Genomic DNA, 17,581 nt, shown 5'->3' with positions numbered 1-17,581 from the left:
CGTGAGGAGGGCCTGCGAGATGCGCGCATCCAAGGGTGACCACCTGGTCCAACACGGCAGGGTGGTCGGCCAGCACGACCAGGAATCCGAAGTCGTCGAAGTGCTGGGCGAGAAGGGCGAACCGCCGTACCGCGTCCGGTTCCAGGACGGGCACGAGGCGATCCTGTCCCCCGGACCCGACTGCCAGGTACAGCACATTCAGCGCAAGAGCGAGCAACAACGCTAGCTCACCGCGGTGGCCTCGCCGATCGCCCGTAGTGATCGGCGACCACGCGCGCCATGGCACCGATCGGGTCGGCCGCCACGTCCTTGGCGGCGAAGAAGACATGCCCGCGCACCTGCGGGTACCGCGCGGCGAGCGTGAGGTGCCGGGACAGCTCGACGGGGTCCTGCCAGGCCGAGGGCTGCCCGGCCGTACCCGCCTTGTACAGGGCCTCGCCGATGTACAGGCGTGTCCTGGTGCCCTGCGCGACCGAGGCCCACCAGTCGACCAGCTTCGCGTAGTCGGCGGCGGCGAAGCCGATGTTCCAGTAGATCTGCGGGACGATGTAGTCGATCCAGCGCTCGCGGACCCATTCGCGGGTGTCCGCGTACAGGTCGTCGTACGTCTGCGCGCCCGCCTGGGTGTCCGAGCCGCGCGGGTCGGTCGAGGCGTTGCGCCACACCCCGAAGGGGCTGATCCCGAACCGGGTGGCGGGCCGGACCCGCTTGATCCCGGCGGCCATCTCCTGCACGAGCCTGTTGATGTTGTCCCGCCGCCAGTCGGCCCGGCTGCCGAAGGCGCCGCCGTAGCGGTCGTAGGCGTCATCGTCGCCGAAGGTCTGCCCGGCGACCGGGTAGGGGTAGAAGTAGTCGTCGAAGTGAACGGCGTCGACCGGGTACGCCGCGACCGCGTCGAGCATGGCCCGCTGCACGAAGGCGCGGACCTCGGGCAGGCCCGGGTTGTAGTAGAGCTTCCCGCCGTACGGCACCACCCAGTCGGGGTGCCTGCGGGCCGGGTGCGAGGGAACCAGCCGGCCGGGGTCGGTGTGGTTCGCGATGCGGTACGGATTGAACCAGGCGTGCAGCTCCAGGCCCCGGGCGTGGGCCTCGCGCACGGCGGTGCCCAGCGGGTCCCAGCCGGGATCCTGGCCCTGGGTGCCGGTGAGGTACTCGGACCAGGGCTCGTACGGGGACGGCCACAGGGCGTCGGCGGTGGGTCGTACCTGGAACATCACCGTGTTCAGCCGGTCCCGGACCGCCCTGTCCAGATGGGCGGTCAGCTCCACGCGCTGGTCGGCGGCCGGCAGACCGGGCCGGGACGGCCAGTCCCGGTTGGCGACCGTGGCGAGCCACACCCCCCGCATCTCGGCGCTCGCCCGCGGCCGGTGATCGGGCCCCTCGGTGAGCGGTACGGCCGCCGCGCCGGGCGCCGTGGCCAGGGTCGACAGCGCCGCCAGGGAGAAGGCCCGCCGAGACAGTTGCCCCATCCGTACACCCCATACGCACCGGATCCGCTCCGTCACGGATCGTTCCGCGCTCCAGGATGCCCCTACCCGCGCGATCGATCATCGATACTTGGCGGTAACGTGCACGATCGGAGCAGGCGCCGAAACCCGGAGGTCCTGCGAGTGCCGTAGATCAGCGAAGGGGTCGATGTGACGGGCATCCCAGCGGGAGACATCACACGCGTCGGAGTCGTGGGCTGCGGCCAGATGGGCGCGGGCATCGCCGAGGTGTGCGCCCGGGCCGGACTGGACGTGAAGGTCGCCGAGACCACCGGCGAGGCCCTGGAGATCGGCCGTACCCGGCTGCACAACTCCCTGGCCAAGGCCGCCGAGCGCGGCAAGATCAGCGAGGAGGAGCGGGACGGCACGCAGGCGCGGCTGAGCTTCACCACGGACCTCGGCGAGTTCGCCGACCGCGACCTGGTGATCGAGGCCGTGGTGGAGAACGAGCAGGTGAAGACGGAGATCTTCCAGGTGCTCGACCAGGTGGTGACCCGCCCGGACGCGATCCTCGCCTCCAACACCTCCTCGATCCCGCTGGTGAAGCTGGCGGTCGCCACCTCCCGCCCGGACCACGTGGTCGGCATCCACTTCTTCAACCCGGCCCCGGTGCAGAAACTGATCGAGCTGATCCCGGCGCTCACCACCTCCGAGGGCACCCTCAGCCGCGCCCAGGTCTTCGCCGAGAAGGTGCTCGGCAAGCACGCCATCCGCGCCCAGGACCGCTCCGGCTTCGTGGTCAACGCGCTGCTCGTGCCCTATCTGCTCTCCGCGATCCGGATGTTCGAGTCGGGCATCGCCAGCCGCGAGGACATCGACAACGGCATGGAGATGGGCTGCGCCCACCCGATGGGCCCGCTGAAGCTGTCCGACCTGATCGGCCTGGACACCATCGTCTCCATCGCGAACAGCATGTACGCCGAGTACAAGGAACCGCTGTACGCCGCTCCCCCGCTGCTCCAGCGCATGGTCGAGGCGGGCCGGCTGGGCCGGAAGACCGGCTCGGGCTTCTACACGTACGCCTGATCACGCAGAGCTACCGCCCCACGGGCCCGGCACCGCACTCGGTGCCGGGCTCATCTGTTTCACTCCCCGTGTGCGCGCCGGGCCCGCATATGCCCGTCGCACACGCTCCCCACGCGCCCACCAGCAGAGTTCACTCTTCATGCCCATGCAACGGATGTGGAGGACCACATTCGGCCACAGAGAGGCACAGAGAGGGATGAAACCGTGACCACCGATTCCGATCATTCCGTGGTCCAGGAGGAACTCGCAGAGTTACGTCGCCGCCTCGACGTCGCGTACGCCCGTGTCGAGGGAGGACTGGCGCTGCTCACTCACCGCACCAAGGAGACCGCCAAGGAAGTGGACGAGCTGGACTCCCGGATGACCTCCCTGGAACACACGCGCTGGCCCCTGCCGTCGGTCGCCGCGCTCACGGCCCTGGGGGCGCTCGTCGTGACGGTCTGGCAGGCGCTGTCGGCCCGCTAGCCCGCCCCGGCCTGTCAGCCCTCGGCGAGCCTGAGGTGGTGCAACAGCAGTAACGCGGCCGCCATGTTGGCGGCCGGGACCTCCCCACGGGCGATCAGATCGGGGACGAGTTTGAGCGGCACCCACTCGCGCCGGTCCGACTCGAAGTCGTCCACGGGATGTCCGACGTACTCACCCCGGCCGGACCAGTAGATGTGGTGCCGGGCGTCGGAGAGGCCGTTGGACGGCTCCACGGTCATGAGGTGGTGCAGGGGCCCCGGCCGCCAGCCGGTCTCCTCCTCCAGTTCCCGGGCGGCCGCCACGGCGATGTCCTCGCCGTCCTCGACGACACCCGCGGGCAGTTCCCAGCCCCAGCTGTCGGTGATGAAGCGGTGCCGCCACAGCAGCAGCACCTCGTTGGCGTCGTTGACGACGGTGGCCACGGCCACGGGCCGCAGCCGTATCAGGAAGTGGTCGAGATGCCGGCCGTCCGGCAGCTCGACATCGGCGAGATTGACGCTGAACCAGCGGTTTTCATACACAGTTTGTTCGTTCTGTTTCGTCCACTGCACGGTTCTGCCACCTTCCGTCGAGTAAGTGGCAATATCGCAGCAGTGACGGTGCCCCTACAGAGGGCCTGCACGGGGCCTACAGCGGTACGCGCAGTGCCCCGTCGATGAGTTCCGCGGCCTCGGCGGTGCCGGCCGAGCCACAACTCACCAGGTGTTCGCGTACCGCGCGCAGTCTGTCGCGCAGCCGCTGGGACTCCATTCCGCGGGCCTGCTCGGCCATCCGCACGGCGGTGGCCACCGCCTTGTCGGCCTGCCCCTGACGCAGTTCGATCGTGCAGAGCATGGCGAGCCGGTGCACCCGACCCCGGTCGTGGGCGGGGTTCTCGACGGCCGCCGCCGCGTGCTCCCGGGCGGCGGCGACCTCACCGAGGCTGAGCAGCGCCTCGGCCACCTGCACATTGACCAGGCCCGGCTGCACATAGCCGGTCTCGTCGGGCTCGTACCCGCGCCGGATCCGCTCGGCGGCCGTCTCCGCACGCCGGATGCACGCCAGGGCACTGCCCGCGTCGCCGAGATGGGCGTACGACTTGGCCTGCATCGCGTACAGGTCGGAGGCGAGCGCCGGGGTGATGTGCCGGCCGGCGGCCCGCAGCGCGGCCTCCGCGAAGGCGACGGCCTGCCGGTACTCCCGCATGAACAGCGACTGATTGACCAGCAGCGCTATGACGTACGCACCAAGTCCCCGGTCCCCACTGGCCTTCGCGAGCCTGAGCGCCTGGTGGAAGTAGCGCTGGGCGAGCCCGTGGGCGTCGGAGTCGTAGGCACAGATACCGGCGACGGCGACCAACCCACCGGTCGCCCGGTGCAGTTGACGCCCGGTGGCGTCGGTGTAGCTGCCGCGCAGCAGCGGCGCCGCCTCGGCGTTGAGGAAGCCGACGATCCGGGTCCGGGTCGCGATGCCGCCGGCCTTGCGGTACATCTGCTCGTAGTGCGTCCGGGCGGCACGCAGCATCTCGATGTCGGCCGTGGTCACCCGGTGCCGGCCGCCCCGGGAGACGTCGACGTCCTCGGGCGGGTTCTCCCACTCCCACACCGGCATCACCGCCGGGGTCCCGGTGACGGCGGGGGCGCCCAGCACATGCGGCCGCTGCTGTTCGTCCGAGCGCCACAGGGCCGTCGCCCGCTCCACGAAGCCGGACAGCGACCCGGCGTGCGCGGTGCTCGGCTCGCCGGGGACGCCCAGGCCGATGTCGTCGAGGGTGACGGGACGGTGGAGGCGCCCGGCGAGCACTTCACAGATCAGGTCGGGCACCTGGCCGCGCGGCCGCTGGCCCTTCAACCACCGTGCCACGGCGGTGTGTTCGTACCGGAGCGCGAGACCCCGGCGTCGGCCGGCCTGGTTGACATGGGCGGCGAGACCGGCGTGCGAGATCCCCGCCTCGTCCAGGATCGCGTCGAGCAGAGTGTTGGGCTGCATGGGATGCCCCCCGAGTGGCCTGGTGCGGTTCAGCGTAGTGCGCGTGCCTTCACACGGGGTGTGAACGGAACACCTGCATCCGCGCTGTACACGCGGTGTCGCTCAGCGTGTTCTGCCGGTTGACTGGGATCCCGGCCAAGCTTCCGGCTCCCCCTCGAAAAGCGGCGGCTTGGCCGGGGTGAAGGGCGCGCTGCAGCGCAGCCTGCTTCGGTCGTTCCGCAGGACCAGGAGCGCCATGTCGTCCGTCGGGCGGCCCGTCGTGTGGTGCAGGAGGGCCGTGAAGACGGTGCGCAGAACGGACTGGGGTGAGACCGGCTTGTCGCGTACGGCGTCCCGCAGTGCCGCCGGCAGCGAGAAGAAGCGGCCCTTGGCGTCCCTGGCCTCCTCCGCACCGTCCGTGAACAGGACCAGGGAGTCGCCGGGAAGGAGCCGTCCGCAGGAGTGGGCTTCCAGGTCCGTCGGCAACGGGAACGGGCCCAGCGGAGGGAGCGGGTCGACGTGGCTGAGCGGCTCGACACTCGTACCGCTGATCCGATACGGCCAGGGATGACCGCAGTTGAAGGCCGCCAGCTCGCCGTCCCGGCCGATCTCCAGGAGCAGGACGGTGACGAACTCCTCCGCGACCGGGTGTTCGGCGCGGGCCCGCTCGCGCAGATGGCGGGCGAGGGCGCGGTCCAGCCGGCGGAGCACCCGGCCGAGTTCGGGCTCGTCGTGGGCCGCCTCGCGGAAGCTGCCGAGAACGGCGGCGACGGTACCGAGGGCGGCCAGACCGTGCCCTCGCACATCGCCCATCACCACCCGCACCCCGTACTCGGTGGCGATCGCCTCGTACAGGTCCCCGCCGACGCAGGCGCCCCGGTCCGCGGACAGCTGGGCGGCGGCGACGTTCAGCCCGTCGAGCCGCGGAGGCAGCGGACGCAGTACGACGCTCTGCGCGGCCCGCGCCACCCGGCGGGCCTGGCGCAACTCACGCAGCAGGGCTCGCCGGACGTGGAACACGAGCCCGGTACCGACGGCGAAGAAGACGGCGCTGGTGACGATGCGCGCCCCGAGCCCGGCCTGCTGGGCGAGCGGACAGCCGAACTTGTACCCGACCGCCACGCCACCCCAGACCATGGGCAGTACGGCTCCCCGCGCGGTGGGTGCCCGTGCCTTGATACGGATCATGCCTCTGGTCCCCCATCAGTCCCTGACAGCGCAGACGGACCGGCCCCGAAAGGCCGGTCCGATTCTGTCGAGGGCGCGGTCCGGAGGGACCAGATCACTCCGGATTCCCACTCGAACGAGTGAGCCTCCGTCAGTCAACCCGCATTTATGCAGCTAGCGGAGGGGTAGTTGGGCGACTAGCCCCTCAGAACCGCTCCGGTCCGCTCACCGGCAAGGGCAACCGCCGCATCCCGCGCGGCCGACGCCTCGTCCACGGTCAACGTACGGTCCCCGGCCCGGAAGCGGAGCGCGTACGCCAGCGACTTCCTCCCGTCCCCCAGCTGCTCGGCGTTCTCGTACACATCGAACAGCCGGATGGACTCGAGCAGTTCACCCGCACCCTCGCGCAGCGCCGCCTCGACCTCCGTGGCCGGGACGGGCAGGTCGACCACGAGGGCGACGTCCTGCGTGGCGACCGGGAACGTGGAGATGCCCGGAGCCTGCGGGACACCGTCGCCGACCGCCTCCAGGGCGTCCAGGTTCAGCTCCATCGCGCAGGTGCGCTCGGGCAGGCCGAGAGCCTTCAGCACACGCGGGTGCAGTTCTCCCGCATGGCCCACGACCCGCTCCGCACCGCCGTCGGCGACGATCAGCAGCACGGCACAGCGGCCGGGGTGCCACGGGCCGTACTGGCCCTTGCGCACCACCAGCTCCGCACCGGCCTCGCGGGCGACGGCACGCGCCGACTCCACCGCGTCGGCCCAGTCGGTCGGACGGCCCTTGCCCCACCAGCCGGCCTGCTCACGGGCGCCCGCGAGCACGGTGGCCACGTGCCGCGGCTGCTCGGGCAGCGCGGCGTTCAGCGCGGCGATCTCCTCGTCCGTCGGACGCCGGTCGACGGGCAGGTGCGTGGAGACGCCCCGCTCCTCACGGGGGTGGAACACCAGACCCGTCTCGAACAGCGCCAGGTCATGGCTGCCCCGGCCGGCGTTGCGCCGCAGCGCGCCGAGCAGGCCCGGCAGCAGCGTCGTACGGAGCGCGGGCTCCTCGTCGTTGAGCGGGTTGACCAGCTTGACGACACGGCGGGCCGGGTCGTCGGACTCCAGGCCGAGCTGGTCGAAGACCTGCTCGCTGATGAACGGGTAGTTCGGCGCCTCGACGTAGCCCGCGCCCGCCAGCGCCCGGCCGACCCGGCGGTGCAGCCGCTGTCGGTGGGTCAGGCCGCGGCCCGAGGGGAGCTTGGGCAGCGTGGAGGGCAGGTTCTCGTAGCCCTCGAGGCGGATGACCTCCTCGGCGAGGTCGTTCGGGTCGACGAGGTCGGGCCGCCAGGACGGGACGGTGACGATCAGCTCGTCCTGCCCGTAGACGTCGCAGCCGACCTGCTGGAGGCGGCGGACGACGGTCTCGCGGCCGTAGTCGACGCCCGCGACCTTGTCCGGGTGGTTCGCCGGGATGGTGATGGTGTGCGGGGCCGAGGGCGCGATGATCTCGGTGACGCCGGCCTCCGCCGTACCGCCCGCGAGGAGCACCAGCAGGTCCACCGTGCGCTGCGCGGCGGCCGCGGCGGCCTGCGGGTCGACGCCGCGCTCGAAGCGGCGGGACGCCTCGGACAGCAGCTTCTGGCGGCGGGACGTACGGGCGATCGCGACGGCGTCGAAGTGGGCCGACTCGATGACCACGTCGGTGGTCCCGTTCACGCCGTTCTCGGTGACCTCGTGGTCCGCGATCTCGGTGTTGGCGCCGCCCATCACGCCGGCGAGGCCGATGGGGCCGCGGTCGTCGGTGATGACCAGGTCCTCGGCGTGCAGCGTGCGCTCGACGCCGTCGAGGGTGACGAGCTTCTCGCCCTCCTGGGCGCGGCGGACGCCGATGGTGCCCTGGACCAGCGTGCGGTCGTAGGCGTGCAGGGGCTGGCCCAGCTCCATCATCACGTAGTTCGTGACGTCGACGGCGAGCGAGATCGGGCGCATGCCGACCTTCTGCAGCCGGCGCTGCAGCCAGAGCGGGGAGCGGGCCTCGGGGCGCAGGCCGGTGACCGTGCGCGCGGTGAAGCGGTCGCAGCCGAACGGGTCGCTGACCTGGACCGGGTAGCCGTAGGCGTTCGGCGCCGGTACGTCGATCAGGGCGGGGTCGCGCAGCGGCAGACCGTAGGCGATGGCGGCCTCGCGGGCGACACCGCGGATGGACAGGCAGTCGCCGCGGTTGGCGGTGACGGCGATGTCCAGGACCTCGTCGACCAGCTCGAGCAGCTCGATGGCGTCCCTGCCGACCTCGGTCTCCGGCGGCAGCACGATGATGCCGTGGGTGCCGTCGTCGCCCATGCCCAGCTCGTCGGTGGAGCAGATCATGCCGTGGGACGTCTTGCCGTAGGTCTTGCGGGCGGCGATGGAGAAGCCGCCGGGGAGGGTGGCGCCGGGCAGAACCACGACGACCTTGTCGCCGACCGCGAAGTTACGGGCGCCGCAGACGATCTCCTGGGGCTCGCCGGTGCCGTTGGCCTGGCCGACGTCGACGGTGCAGAAGCGGATCGGCTTCTTGAAACCCTCCAACTCCTCGATGGTCAGCACCTGGCCGACGACCAGCGGGCCCTTGAGGTCGGCGCCGAGCTGCTCGACGGTTTCGACCTCGAGGCCGGCCGAGACGAGCTTCTCCTGGACGTCGCGGCCGGTTTCCGTCGCCGGCAGGTCGACGTACTCCCGCAGCCAAGAAAGCGGGACCCGCATCAGATCTCCATCCCGAACGGCCGGGTGAACCGGACGTCACCCTCGACCATGTCTCGCATGTCATCCACGTTGTGGCGGAACATCAGCATCCGCTCGATGCCGAACCCGAAGGCGAAGCCGCTGTACTTCTCCGGGTCGACGCCGCAGGCGGTGAGCACCCGCGGGTTGACCATGCCGCAGCCGCCCAGCTCGATCCAGCCCTCGCTGGAGCAGGTGCGGCAGGGCCGGTCGGGGTTGCCGACGGACTCGCCCTTGCAGACGTAGCAGAGCATGTCCATCTCGGCGCTCGGCTCGGTGAAGGGGAAGAAGTTCGGCCGCAGCCGGGTCTTCATGCCCTCGCCGAACAGGGACTGGACCATGTGGTCCAGGGTGCCCTTGAGGTCGGCCATGGTCAGACCCTCGTCCACGGCGAGCAGCTCGACCTGGTGGAAGACGGGCGTGTGCGTGGCGTCCAGCTCGTCGGTGCGGTAGACGCGGCCGGGGCAGATCACGTAGACCGGCAGCTCGCGGTCGAGCAGGGAGCGGATCTGGACCGGCGAGGTGTGGGTGCGCAGCACGACACCGGACTCGGTGCCGCCCTCGGGGCCCTGCACGAAGAAGGTGTCGGCCTCGCCGCGCGCCGGGTGGTCCGGGCCGATGTTGAGGGCGTCGAAGTTGAACCACTCCGCCTCGACCTGCGGGCCCTCGGCGACCTCGTAGCCCATGGCCACGAAGATGTCCTCGATGCGCTCCGACAGCGTGGTCAGCGGGTGCCGCGCACCGGCCGGGACACGGTCGTACGGCAGCGTGACGTCCACCGACTCCTCGACCAGGACGCGGGCGTCGCGCTCGGCCTCCAGCTCGACCTGGCGGGCGGCGAGGGCCTTGTTCACGGCGCCGCGGGCCATGCCGACGCGCTTGCCGGCCTCGGCCTTGGCGTGCGGGGGCAGGGCGCCGATCTCGCGGTTGGCGAGGGCCAGCGGGGAGGCCGGGCCCGTGTGGGCGACCTTGGCCTCGTGGAGCGCGTCGAGGGAGTCCGCGGCGGCGAAGGCGGCGAGCGCCTCGTCCCGCATGCGCTCGATCTCTTCCGGTTTCAACGTCTCGACCTCTACAGGGTCGTACGACTTATTGGGTGCCGACATCTCTTCCCGTGCTTCCGATTGTCCCCCAGCTGACGCTGGGAGGTGCCCCCAGGCGGATGGTCCCCGTCACCGACTCGCGAGGGCCGTGTGAAGGACACAAAGGTGCCAAAGGCCGAGTCTAACGGGGTGGAGATGGACGAAGAGCCCGTGGGCCGTCAGGCGAGATACGCCGGGGCCGCCACGGGCAACGTAAATCGGAACTCGGCGCCGCCGACGGAGGCGCGGCCGACCGTGATGGTGCCGCCGTGGGCCTCGACGATGCCCTTGACGATGTACAGCCCGAGGCCCGTGCCGCCGCGCTTGCTGCCCCGCCAGAAGCGGGTGAAGACACGGTTCATGGATTCCTCCGGGATGCCGGGACCTTCGTCGCCCACCGTGACCGACGTGCCGGTTTCCTCGCCGTCGCGCGGGGATGCGCAGGGCGTCACGTCAATGGTGACGGTTCCCTCGCCGTGCCGCACGGCATTTTCGATGAGGTTGCTCAGCACCTGGTCGACCTTGTCGGGGTCGGCCCACAGGGCGGGCAGCGGCTGCTCGATGCGGAGCAGGAAGCGGTCGGCGCGCTGACCTGCGGCGACGTAGGCCTGGATGTGCCGGGAGACGGCGGCCCCGATGTCGACGGGCTGCCGGCGCACCTCGAGGCGCCCGGAATCGATCCGCGAGATGTCCAGCAGCTCGGCGATCAGACGGGTGACCCGGTCGGCGTCGGCGTCGACGGTCTCCAGCATCAGCCGCTTCTGGTCGTCGGTGAAGCGCTCCCACTTGGCGAGCAGGGTGGCCGTGAAGCCCTTCACGGAGGTCAGCGGGGAGCGCAGCTCATGGGCGACCGTGGCGATCAGCTCGGCGTGGCTGCGCTCGGTGCGGCGGCGGGCCTCGGTGTCCCGCAGGGAGACGACGACGCGCCGGACGGGCCCGAGGGGTTCGGCGCGGACGTACCGGGCGGAGACGAGCACCTCCCGCCCCCCGGGCAGCAGCAGATTCCGCTCGGGCTGCCGCACCCGGATGGCGAGCCCGCCGTAGGGATCGGTGAGCTGCCACCACCGGCGCCCCTCCAGGTCCTCCAACGGCAGTGCCTTCTCCAGGGGCTGCCCGAGGGCGTCGGCGGCGCGTACGGCGGTGATACGGCCGGCGGCGGCGTTGAAGCAGACGACACGGCCGTGCTCGTCGGCGATGACGAGGCCGTCGGGCAGCTCGTCGGGATCGAGGTCCGCGGGAGCGCCGGCCGCGGCCCCGGACGGGCGTCGCGCGTCCCGCCCCTCGGGTCCTTCCGGTCCCTCCGGCGCGGTGCTCGTGCCGGCCACACTCATCCCCGTACCCCACCTCTCAGACGGCGCAGGGCCCCGAGTTCGTCACCCTACTAGCTCTCGGTGACGGAGCGGCACCCTCCGGAGGCGCGCTGTGCACGGGCCGACGCGTAGAGACATACGGCGGCGGCCGTGGCGAGGTTCAGGCTCTCGGCCTTGCCGTGGATGGGGACGCGTACGACGGCGTCGGCGAGCGCGCGGGTCTCCTCCGGCAGCCCCCAGGCCTCGTTCCCGAACACCCAGGCGGTCGGCCCGCCCATGCACCCCTTGTCCAGTTCCTCGTCGAGGTCACGGTCCCCCGCCCCGTCGGCGGCGAGGATACGTACTCCGGCGTCCTTGAGCCCCTGTACGGCCCGCTCGACGGGGACACCGACGGCGACGGGCAGATGGAAGTGGGAGCCGACGGAGGCGCGGACGGCCTTGGGGTTGTACAGGTCGACGGAGGCGTCGGTGAGGACCACGGCCTCGGCGCCGGCGGCGTCGGCACACCGCAGCACGGTCCCGGCGTTCCCGGGATCGCGGACGTGCGCGAGCACGGCGACGAGCTCGGGCTTCGCGGCGAGGATGTCCTCGAACGGGGTGTCCAGGAACCGGCACACCCCGACCAGCCCCTGCGGCGTCACCGTGGTGGAGATGTCGGCGATGACGTCCTCGGAGGCGAGATGCACCCGGGCGCCGACGCTCCTGGCGGCGCCGATGATGTCGGCGTACCGCTCCGCGGCCTCGACGGTGGCGAACAGCTCGACCAGGGTGGGGGTGCCGTCCGTCCCCCGATGCCCGGCCGCCTCCCTGACGGCCTGCGGCCCCTCCGCGAGAAACAGCCGGTCCTTGCCCCGGAAGTTCCGCTTGGCCAGCCGACGCGCCGCGCCGACACGGGCGGACCGGGGAGAGATCAGCTCGGGGCTGACGGAGGGCATGTTCTTCACCTTCGGTACCTCAGGTTCCGCATCTTTTTCTCTGCGGCAAACGCAACGGACCCGCAGGCAAAAGCCCACAGGTCCGTACAGTCACGTCGGCCTGAAGCCAGCGCAGCGTCACGCAGCCTTGGGAGCGTTGACGTCGCTCGGCAGCGCCTTCTGCGCGACCTCGACGAGCGCCGCGAAGGCGTTCGCGTCGTTCACGGCCAGCTCGGCCAGGATCTTGCGGTCGACCTCGACGTTCGCGGCCTTCAGACCCTGGATGAAGCGGTTGTAGGTGATGCCGTTGGCGCGGGCAGCGGCGTTGATGCGCTGGATCCACAGCTGACGGAAGTCGCCCTTGCGCTTCTTGCGGTCGTTGTAGTTGTAGACCAGCGAGTGGGTGACCTGCTCCTTGGCCTTGCGGTACAGGCGCGAACGCTGACCGCGGTAGCCGGAGGCCTGCTCGAGGATCGCCCGGCGCTTCTTGTGGGCGTTGACTGCCCGCTTGACGCGTGCCACTTGTTAACTCCTTGTAGCGGGGTCGTGGTGGTCCTCACACGACCCGGAAACGACTGGGTCCCGGTTTTGGCGTACGGCGCTCAGAGGTGGGCGAGCGCCGGGTACGTCACTTGCCGAGAAGCTTCTTGATCTTCGCGGCGTCGCCCGGGGCCATCTCGGCGTTGCCGGTGAGGCGACGCGTGACGCGGGACGACTTGTGCTCGAGCAGGTGGCGCTTGCCGGCGCGCTCACGGAGCACCTTGCCGGAGCCGGTGACCTTGAAGCGCTTGCTGGCACCGCTGTGCGACTTGTTCTTCGGCATAGCGCCGTTATCTCCTCGTCGGTGGCGCTCCGGTGCCCGGTCGCGAAAACCGGGCACGGTGGAGCGTCGTTCTTCTTTCGGATACATCCACTGGGGACCGCTGTCCCCCGGGATCACGCCTCGGCGGGCTCCTCGGAAGGGGCCTCAGCCTCGGCAGGGTTCTGCGACCGACCGGGGTTCGCCTTCGCCTCGGCCTTGCGGGCCTCCTGCGCCTGACGGGCCTCGGCCATGGCCTCGGTCTTCTTCTTGTGCGGACCGAGGACCATGATCATGTTGCGGCCGTCCTGCTTCGGGTTCGACTCGACGAAACCGAGGTCCTGGACGTCCTCCGCGAGACGCTGCAGCAGTCGGTAGCCCAGCTCGGGACGGGACTGCTCGCGACCACGGAACATGATCGTGATCTTGACCTTGTCGCCCTGCTTGAGGAACCGGACGACGTGACCCTTCTTGGTGTCATAGTCGTGCGGGTCGATCTTCGGCCGGAGCTTCATCTCCTTGATGACCGTGTGCGCCTGGTTCTTACGCGCCTCACGGGCCTTCATGGCCGACTCGTACTTGAACTTCCCGTAGTCCATGAGCTTGCACACGGGCGGACGGGCGTTCGCCGCGACCTCGACCAGGTCCAGGTCGTACTCCTGCGCAAGCTCCAGTGCCTTCGCGAGCGGGACGATACCCACCTGCTCGCCACTGGGACCGACAAGTCGCACCTCGGGAACGCGAATCCGGTCGTTGATGCGGGGCTCGGCGCTGATGGATCCTCCTCGGTAGCACCACACGGCAGTCTGGCGGACAGCCGCGTACGTCTCTTTTCGTTAGACCTAACCGCGCCGAAGCACAAAAAATGCCCCGGACGATCACAGGCGGGGCTCCAAAAACACTACCGGAGCACCGCCGCGATGCCGCGGGGCGCACTTTCGGGCGACTCCATCGTCCGTACGGAACGATGGTGGCCGCCTGACCGGGTGACCCGCCGTCCCTCAGGGCGGTCGGGTGGGAGATCGGAGCCTCCACTTGTGGGCCGGATGCTCTGGTGTTGGCAGGGCATGTCCAGCCGGTCGTCCACCAGGTTAGCAGGATCCTCTTGACAAGGCCTAATCGGGAACCCGTAATCCCGGTGATCCCCGTGGTCAGGGACCGCTTATCGTGTGGGGCATGAGTGAGACCCCTCCTGAGAACCCCGACTTCGACGCGATGACCCGGGACATCGCCGAGGTCCCCGCCGTCGAGGTGATCGTGACGGTCGCCGTCAACCTGATGAGCGCCGCCGCCGTGAAGCTCGGGCTGAGCGAGGAGGGCGAGAAGTACAAGGACCTGGACGAGGCCCGCAAGCTGATCACCGGTCTCGCCGGTCTGCTGGACGCGAGCGCGACCGAGATCAGCTCCTTCCACGCGGCCCCGCTGCGCGACGGCCTGAAGTCGCTCCAACTGGCCTTCCGCGAGGCGTCGATCGTCCCGGACGAGCCGGGCCAGGGACCGGGCGAGAAGTACACCGGCCCGGTCTACGGCTAGATCAGCCGGATCACCCTCGTACGTACAGGGGCTCGCCCGGAGGCGTGGTCCCGGCCGGCAGGAGTGCCAGGTCGAGGCCGCGTACCAGGCGGGCCCTCAGTGTTCCGTCGGCGGCGAGGCGCTCGGCGACCGCGCGGGCGGCCTGGGCGGGCGGCGCGGCCGGGTCGAGGACGAGGGCGAGGGTGCCGTCGGCCTGGCCGGGGCCGAGGTGGGCGCGCAGTACGGCGGGCACCGCCGCCACGGCCGTACGGACGGCGTCGAGCACGGCGGGGTCGGTGAGCGGGTCGGTGCTCGTACGCCCCTCGGCGAGGGCGAGCAGGGCCGGGCCGGTCAGCTCGAACGGCACGGGTCCGGCCATGTCCAGCACGACCGTGTCGGCCTTCTCGTGCGCGGCGGCCTGCAGCGCCTGGTGCAGGGGTACGGCGACGGGCCGGGCCGCGGGGTCCCAGCGGGCCAGGGAGTCGGTGGAGGTGAAGGCGGGCAGCGCGGTGCGCCCGCCGGCCTTCAGGGTGGGGACGGCCATGTCGCTGGTCTTCTCGCGGCGCAGCCCGTTCTCGTCTTCCTCGACCTCGCCGAGCACCGCGACGACCGGGACGAGCAGGCGGGCGCCCCTCAGCGCCTCGAGGACGGGGCCCAGGGCGCCGCGATCCTCGGCCCAGGCGGCGAGCGCGGCGCTCAGCCGGGGGTCGGCGGAGCCGTCGTCGTCGGAGAAGCCGGAGTCGGGAATGTTCTTGTTCGCCACGGTCACCGACCCTATCGGGGGGACACGGGCGGGCTCGTGCGGGGCCGGAATCCCCGGTGTCACCCCGGGTCACCGCTTTCACGGGAATCTCAGCATGCGCTGACCCTCGTCTCACCTCCGTCCAACGGTGCGCACAGTCCGCGCCCCGAGCATCGCGGCCATGGAGTCCTCCAGAGCCCGCCGAGGCCGTCGCAGGCGCCCGCCGCGGCGCCGTCCGCCGCTGCACACCGCGCTCGCCGTGGTCGCCGTCGCCGGGGCGACGGCCGGGGGCACGGTCTACGTGAAGGCGCGGGCGCACACGGGGGTCGCGGCCGTATCGTCGGCGGCGACGCCCTCGGCCTCCCCCTCGGCCGGGGCGAGCGAGGAGGCATCCGTGACCGAGCCGGCGGTGGACCGCGACGCGCTGCTGAGCGAGGCGATGGCGGCGGTGAGCGTGCCGTCGGGCGCCGAGGTGTCGGCGGCCGTGCTGGCGGTGGACTCCGGCGAGAGCGCCGGATACGGCGAGGCGGCCTTCGACACGGCGAGCATCGTCAAGGTCGACATCCTGGCCGCGCTGCTGCTCCAGGCGCAGGACGCGGGCCGGGTACTGACGGCGGCGGAGCGGGCCTACGCCACGAAGATGATCGAGAACAGCGACAACGCGTCGGCGACGGAGCTGTGGCACTCGATCGGGCGGGCGGACGGCCTGGACGCGGCCAACAAGCGGCTCGGACTGACGTCGACCTCCGGCGGCGACGGCGAGCTGTGGGGGCTGACCCAGACCACGGCGGCGGACCAACTCGTGCTGCTCCAGCAGGTGTTCGGGGACGACGGCTCGAAGCTGGGCGCGGCCTCGCGGTCGTACGTCCAGGGCCTGATGGAGTCGGTCCAGACCGACCAGCAGTGGGGTGTGTCGGCCGTCGCCGAGGACAACTCCTGGGCGTTGAAGAACGGTTGGCTGGCACGCAGTACGACGGGACTGTGGGACGTGAACAGCATCGGGCGGGTGTCGGTGGACGGCACCGGCTATCTGGTGGCGGTGCTGTCGAAGGGCACCGAGAGCCAGGCGGAGGGCATCGCACTGGTGGAGGCGGCGGCGAAGGCGGCGGTGTCGGTGTTCGCCGGTGAGTGATCCAGGTGAGTGATCCAGCCCCCCAGGGTCAAGTGGCCTAGCATTCAAGGTACTTGACGCTGAACGGAAGGAGCGCAGTGCCTCCCGTACGCCCAACTCGCCGTTCCCTCATAGCCGGTGGCCTCGGAGCCGTGGCCGCCCTCGCCGTGCCCCTGTCGGTCTCCGCTCCGGCAGCGGCGGCCGATCTCATCCCCATCCGGCTGGCCGGGCCGACCGGCCCCGCGCCGGTGGGCGCCGTGGAACTGCACCTGGTCGACGCGTCGCGCACCGATCCCTGGTCGGGGCGGCCGCGTGAGGTGATGGTGACCGTGACGTACCCGGCCGTCGACGTCCGTGGCCGGGCGATGCTGCCCTGGCTGCCGGCGGGTGCCGGGCGGGCGCTGAAGGCCCGGTACGGGGGCGCGCTGGACGCCTACGCGCTTCCCGGGACACACAGCGCGGACCGCGCACCGGCCCGGCCGGGCCGTCGGCCGGTACTCCTCTACTCGCCGGGCGCCGGTGAGGACCGTACGTTCAACACCCTGGTGGTCGAGGAACTGGTCTCCTGGGGCTATGTCGTGGTCACGGTCGACCACCCCTCCGACTCGGGCGAGGTGGAGTTCCCCGACGGCCGTGTGGTGCTCACCCGCAACGACGGACACGAGGACGTGCCCGCCGCGGTCGCGGTGCGCGCCGCCGATCTGCGGTTCGTCCTCGACGCGCTGGCCGTGCTGGACCGGGGCGGCAACTCCGACGCCGAGCGGCGTCCGCTGCCGCGCGGGCTGCGCGGGACGCTGGACCTCGCGCGGGTCGGCGCCTTCGGGCACTCGCGGGGCGGCGCCGCGTCGGCGGCCGTGATGGGCCTGGACGAGCGGGTGCGGGCCGGCGTCGACCTGGACGGAGCGCTGTACGGGCCGGTGGCCCAGCGCGGCCTCGACCGGCCGTTCCTGCTGATGGACACGGCGGTCCACGACGGGCTGGAGAAGGACCCGACCTGGCCGCCGTTCTGGCGGAACCTGCGCGCCTGGCACCGCTGTCTGCGGCTCGCGGACGCCGAGCACCTCTCCTTCACCGACACCGTGGCCATCGCACCGCAGCTGCCCGAGCCGGTGCGGCAGCAGTTGCGGGTCGGCACGATCCCCGCCGACCGGGCGGTCGCGGCCGTACGGGCGACCGTGCGGGCCTTCTTCGATCTCCAGTTGCGCGGCCGCCCGGACACTGGTCAGCTGCTGCGGGGCGCCTCGCCGCGCTACCCGGAGATCCTGTACATCGCCGGTTAGC

At 71.2% G+C, this 17,581-nt stretch carries 18 protein-coding genes; 6 read left to right on the top strand and 12 right to left on the bottom strand.

All coding sequences use genetic code 11. The annotated features are described in order from the left end of the window. Nucleotides 1-19 precede the first annotated feature (19 nt). Nucleotides 20-226, top strand: coding sequence for a DUF1918 domain-containing protein (locus ACH47Z_RS10670; protein ID WP_399072787.1), 207 nt, complete (start codon nucleotides 20-22; stop codon nucleotides 224-226). A gap of 1 nt (nucleotide 227) precedes the next feature. Here ACH47Z_RS10670 and ACH47Z_RS10665 read toward each other — a convergent pair whose 3' ends face one another. Continuing rightward, nucleotides 228-1,469, bottom strand: coding sequence for a glycoside hydrolase family 10 protein (locus ACH47Z_RS10665; RefSeq protein WP_399072785.1), 1,242 nt, complete (start codon nucleotides 1,467-1,469; stop codon nucleotides 228-230). Between the two features lie 168 nt (nucleotides 1,470-1,637). Between ACH47Z_RS10665 and ACH47Z_RS10660 the strand changes: the two genes are divergently transcribed. Together ACH47Z_RS10660 and ACH47Z_RS10655 are read left to right on the top strand one after the other, a co-directional pair. Continuing rightward, nucleotides 1,638-2,513 (top strand): 3-hydroxybutyryl-CoA dehydrogenase, encoded by an 876-nt coding sequence (locus tag ACH47Z_RS10660; protein WP_399072783.1) that lies wholly within the window; start codon nucleotides 1,638-1,640, stop codon nucleotides 2,511-2,513. 204 nt (nucleotides 2,514-2,717) lie between these two features. Continuing rightward, nucleotides 2,718-2,978 (top strand): hypothetical protein, encoded by a 261-nt coding sequence (locus tag ACH47Z_RS10655; protein ID WP_399072781.1) that lies wholly within the window; start codon nucleotides 2,718-2,720, stop codon nucleotides 2,976-2,978. A 14-nt stretch (nucleotides 2,979-2,992) separates the two neighbouring features. Here ACH47Z_RS10655 and ACH47Z_RS10650 read toward each other — a convergent pair whose 3' ends face one another. The 10 genes from ACH47Z_RS10650 to infC all read right to left on the bottom strand — a co-directional run bounded on the left by ACH47Z_RS10650 (nucleotide 2,993) and on the right by infC (nucleotide 13,735). Next, nucleotides 2,993-3,529 (bottom strand): NUDIX hydrolase, encoded by a 537-nt coding sequence (locus tag ACH47Z_RS10650; RefSeq protein WP_399072779.1) that lies wholly within the window; start codon nucleotides 3,527-3,529, stop codon nucleotides 2,993-2,995. Nucleotides 3,530-3,605: 76 nt separating this feature from the next. Further along, complete coding sequence (locus ACH47Z_RS10645) at nucleotides 3,606-4,946, bottom strand: transcriptional regulator (protein WP_399072777.1); 1,341 nt, start codon at nucleotides 4,944-4,946, stop codon at nucleotides 3,606-3,608. 102 nt (nucleotides 4,947-5,048) lie between these two features. Next, the gene (locus tag ACH47Z_RS10640; protein WP_399072775.1) at nucleotides 5,049-6,113 is read right to left on the bottom strand and encodes a PP2C family protein-serine/threonine phosphatase; all 1,065 of its coding nucleotides are present in this window, start codon (nucleotides 6,111-6,113) and stop codon (nucleotides 5,049-5,051) included. A gap of 176 nt (nucleotides 6,114-6,289) precedes the next feature. Continuing rightward, a complete protein-coding gene (gene pheT, locus ACH47Z_RS10635; RefSeq protein ID WP_399072772.1) occupies nucleotides 6,290-8,815 on the bottom strand; it encodes a phenylalanine--tRNA ligase subunit beta in 2,526 nt (841 codons plus the stop codon). After that, nucleotides 8,815-9,936 carry a phenylalanine--tRNA ligase subunit alpha gene (pheS, locus tag ACH47Z_RS10630; protein ID WP_399072770.1) on the bottom strand — a complete coding sequence of 374 codons (1,122 nt, stop codon included), beginning with the start codon at nucleotides 9,934-9,936 and terminating at the stop codon, nucleotides 8,815-8,817. The genes pheT and pheS overlap by 1 nt, the downstream gene beginning before the upstream one ends. Before the next feature lie 155 nt (nucleotides 9,937-10,091). Then, a complete protein-coding gene (locus ACH47Z_RS10625; RefSeq protein WP_399072768.1) occupies nucleotides 10,092-11,243 on the bottom strand; it encodes an ATP-binding protein in 1,152 nt (383 codons plus the stop codon). 50 nt (nucleotides 11,244-11,293) lie between these two features. Further along, nucleotides 11,294-12,157 (bottom strand): TrmH family RNA methyltransferase, encoded by an 864-nt coding sequence (locus tag ACH47Z_RS10620; protein WP_399072766.1) that lies wholly within the window; start codon nucleotides 12,155-12,157, stop codon nucleotides 11,294-11,296. A 117-nt stretch (nucleotides 12,158-12,274) separates the two neighbouring features. Continuing rightward, the gene (rplT, locus tag ACH47Z_RS10615; RefSeq protein WP_006141703.1) at nucleotides 12,275-12,658 is read right to left on the bottom strand and encodes a 50S ribosomal protein L20; all 384 of its coding nucleotides are present in this window, start codon (nucleotides 12,656-12,658) and stop codon (nucleotides 12,275-12,277) included. A 106-nt stretch (nucleotides 12,659-12,764) separates the two neighbouring features. Beyond that, nucleotides 12,765-12,959, bottom strand: a complete 195-nt coding sequence (gene rpmI, locus ACH47Z_RS10610; RefSeq protein ID WP_004933563.1) for a 50S ribosomal protein L35 — start codon at nucleotides 12,957-12,959, stop codon at nucleotides 12,765-12,767. A 113-nt stretch (nucleotides 12,960-13,072) separates the two neighbouring features. After that, on the bottom strand, nucleotides 13,073-13,735 hold the full coding sequence (infC, locus tag ACH47Z_RS10605; RefSeq protein ID WP_079048523.1) for a translation initiation factor IF-3: 663 nt from the start codon (nucleotides 13,733-13,735) through the stop codon (nucleotides 13,073-13,075). 376 nt (nucleotides 13,736-14,111) lie between these two features. Here infC and ACH47Z_RS10600 point away from each other — a divergent pair, with 376 nt between their 5' ends. Then, nucleotides 14,112-14,468 carry a DUF1844 domain-containing protein gene (locus ACH47Z_RS10600; RefSeq protein ID WP_158919391.1) on the top strand — a complete coding sequence of 119 codons (357 nt, stop codon included), beginning with the start codon at nucleotides 14,112-14,114 and terminating at the stop codon, nucleotides 14,466-14,468. 10 nt (nucleotides 14,469-14,478) lie between these two features. Here the strand turns inward: ACH47Z_RS10600 and ACH47Z_RS10595 are convergent, their stop codons facing one another. Then, nucleotides 14,479-15,210: an SseB family protein gene (locus tag ACH47Z_RS10595; protein ID WP_399072763.1), complete on the bottom strand. Its 732-nt coding sequence runs from the start codon at nucleotides 15,208-15,210 to the stop codon at nucleotides 14,479-14,481. Between the two features lie 160 nt (nucleotides 15,211-15,370). On the opposite strand from ACH47Z_RS10595, the gene ACH47Z_RS10590 reads away from it, so the two are divergent. Then, nucleotides 15,371-16,321, top strand: a complete 951-nt coding sequence (locus ACH47Z_RS10590) for a serine hydrolase (RefSeq protein ID WP_399072761.1) — start codon at nucleotides 15,371-15,373, stop codon at nucleotides 16,319-16,321. Between the two features lie 131 nt (nucleotides 16,322-16,452). After that, on the top strand, nucleotides 16,453-17,580 hold the full coding sequence (locus tag ACH47Z_RS10585) for an alpha/beta hydrolase family protein (RefSeq protein ID WP_399072759.1): 1,128 nt from the start codon (nucleotides 16,453-16,455) through the stop codon (nucleotides 17,578-17,580). Nucleotide 17,581 lies beyond the last annotated feature (1 nt).

The sequence above is a fragment of the Streptomyces sp. NPDC020192 genome, from assembly GCF_044388685.1.
Taxonomy (GTDB): Bacteria; Actinomycetota; Actinomycetes; order Streptomycetales; family Streptomycetaceae; genus Streptomyces.
This window is presented reverse-complemented; position numbering and strand designations above follow the sequence as displayed.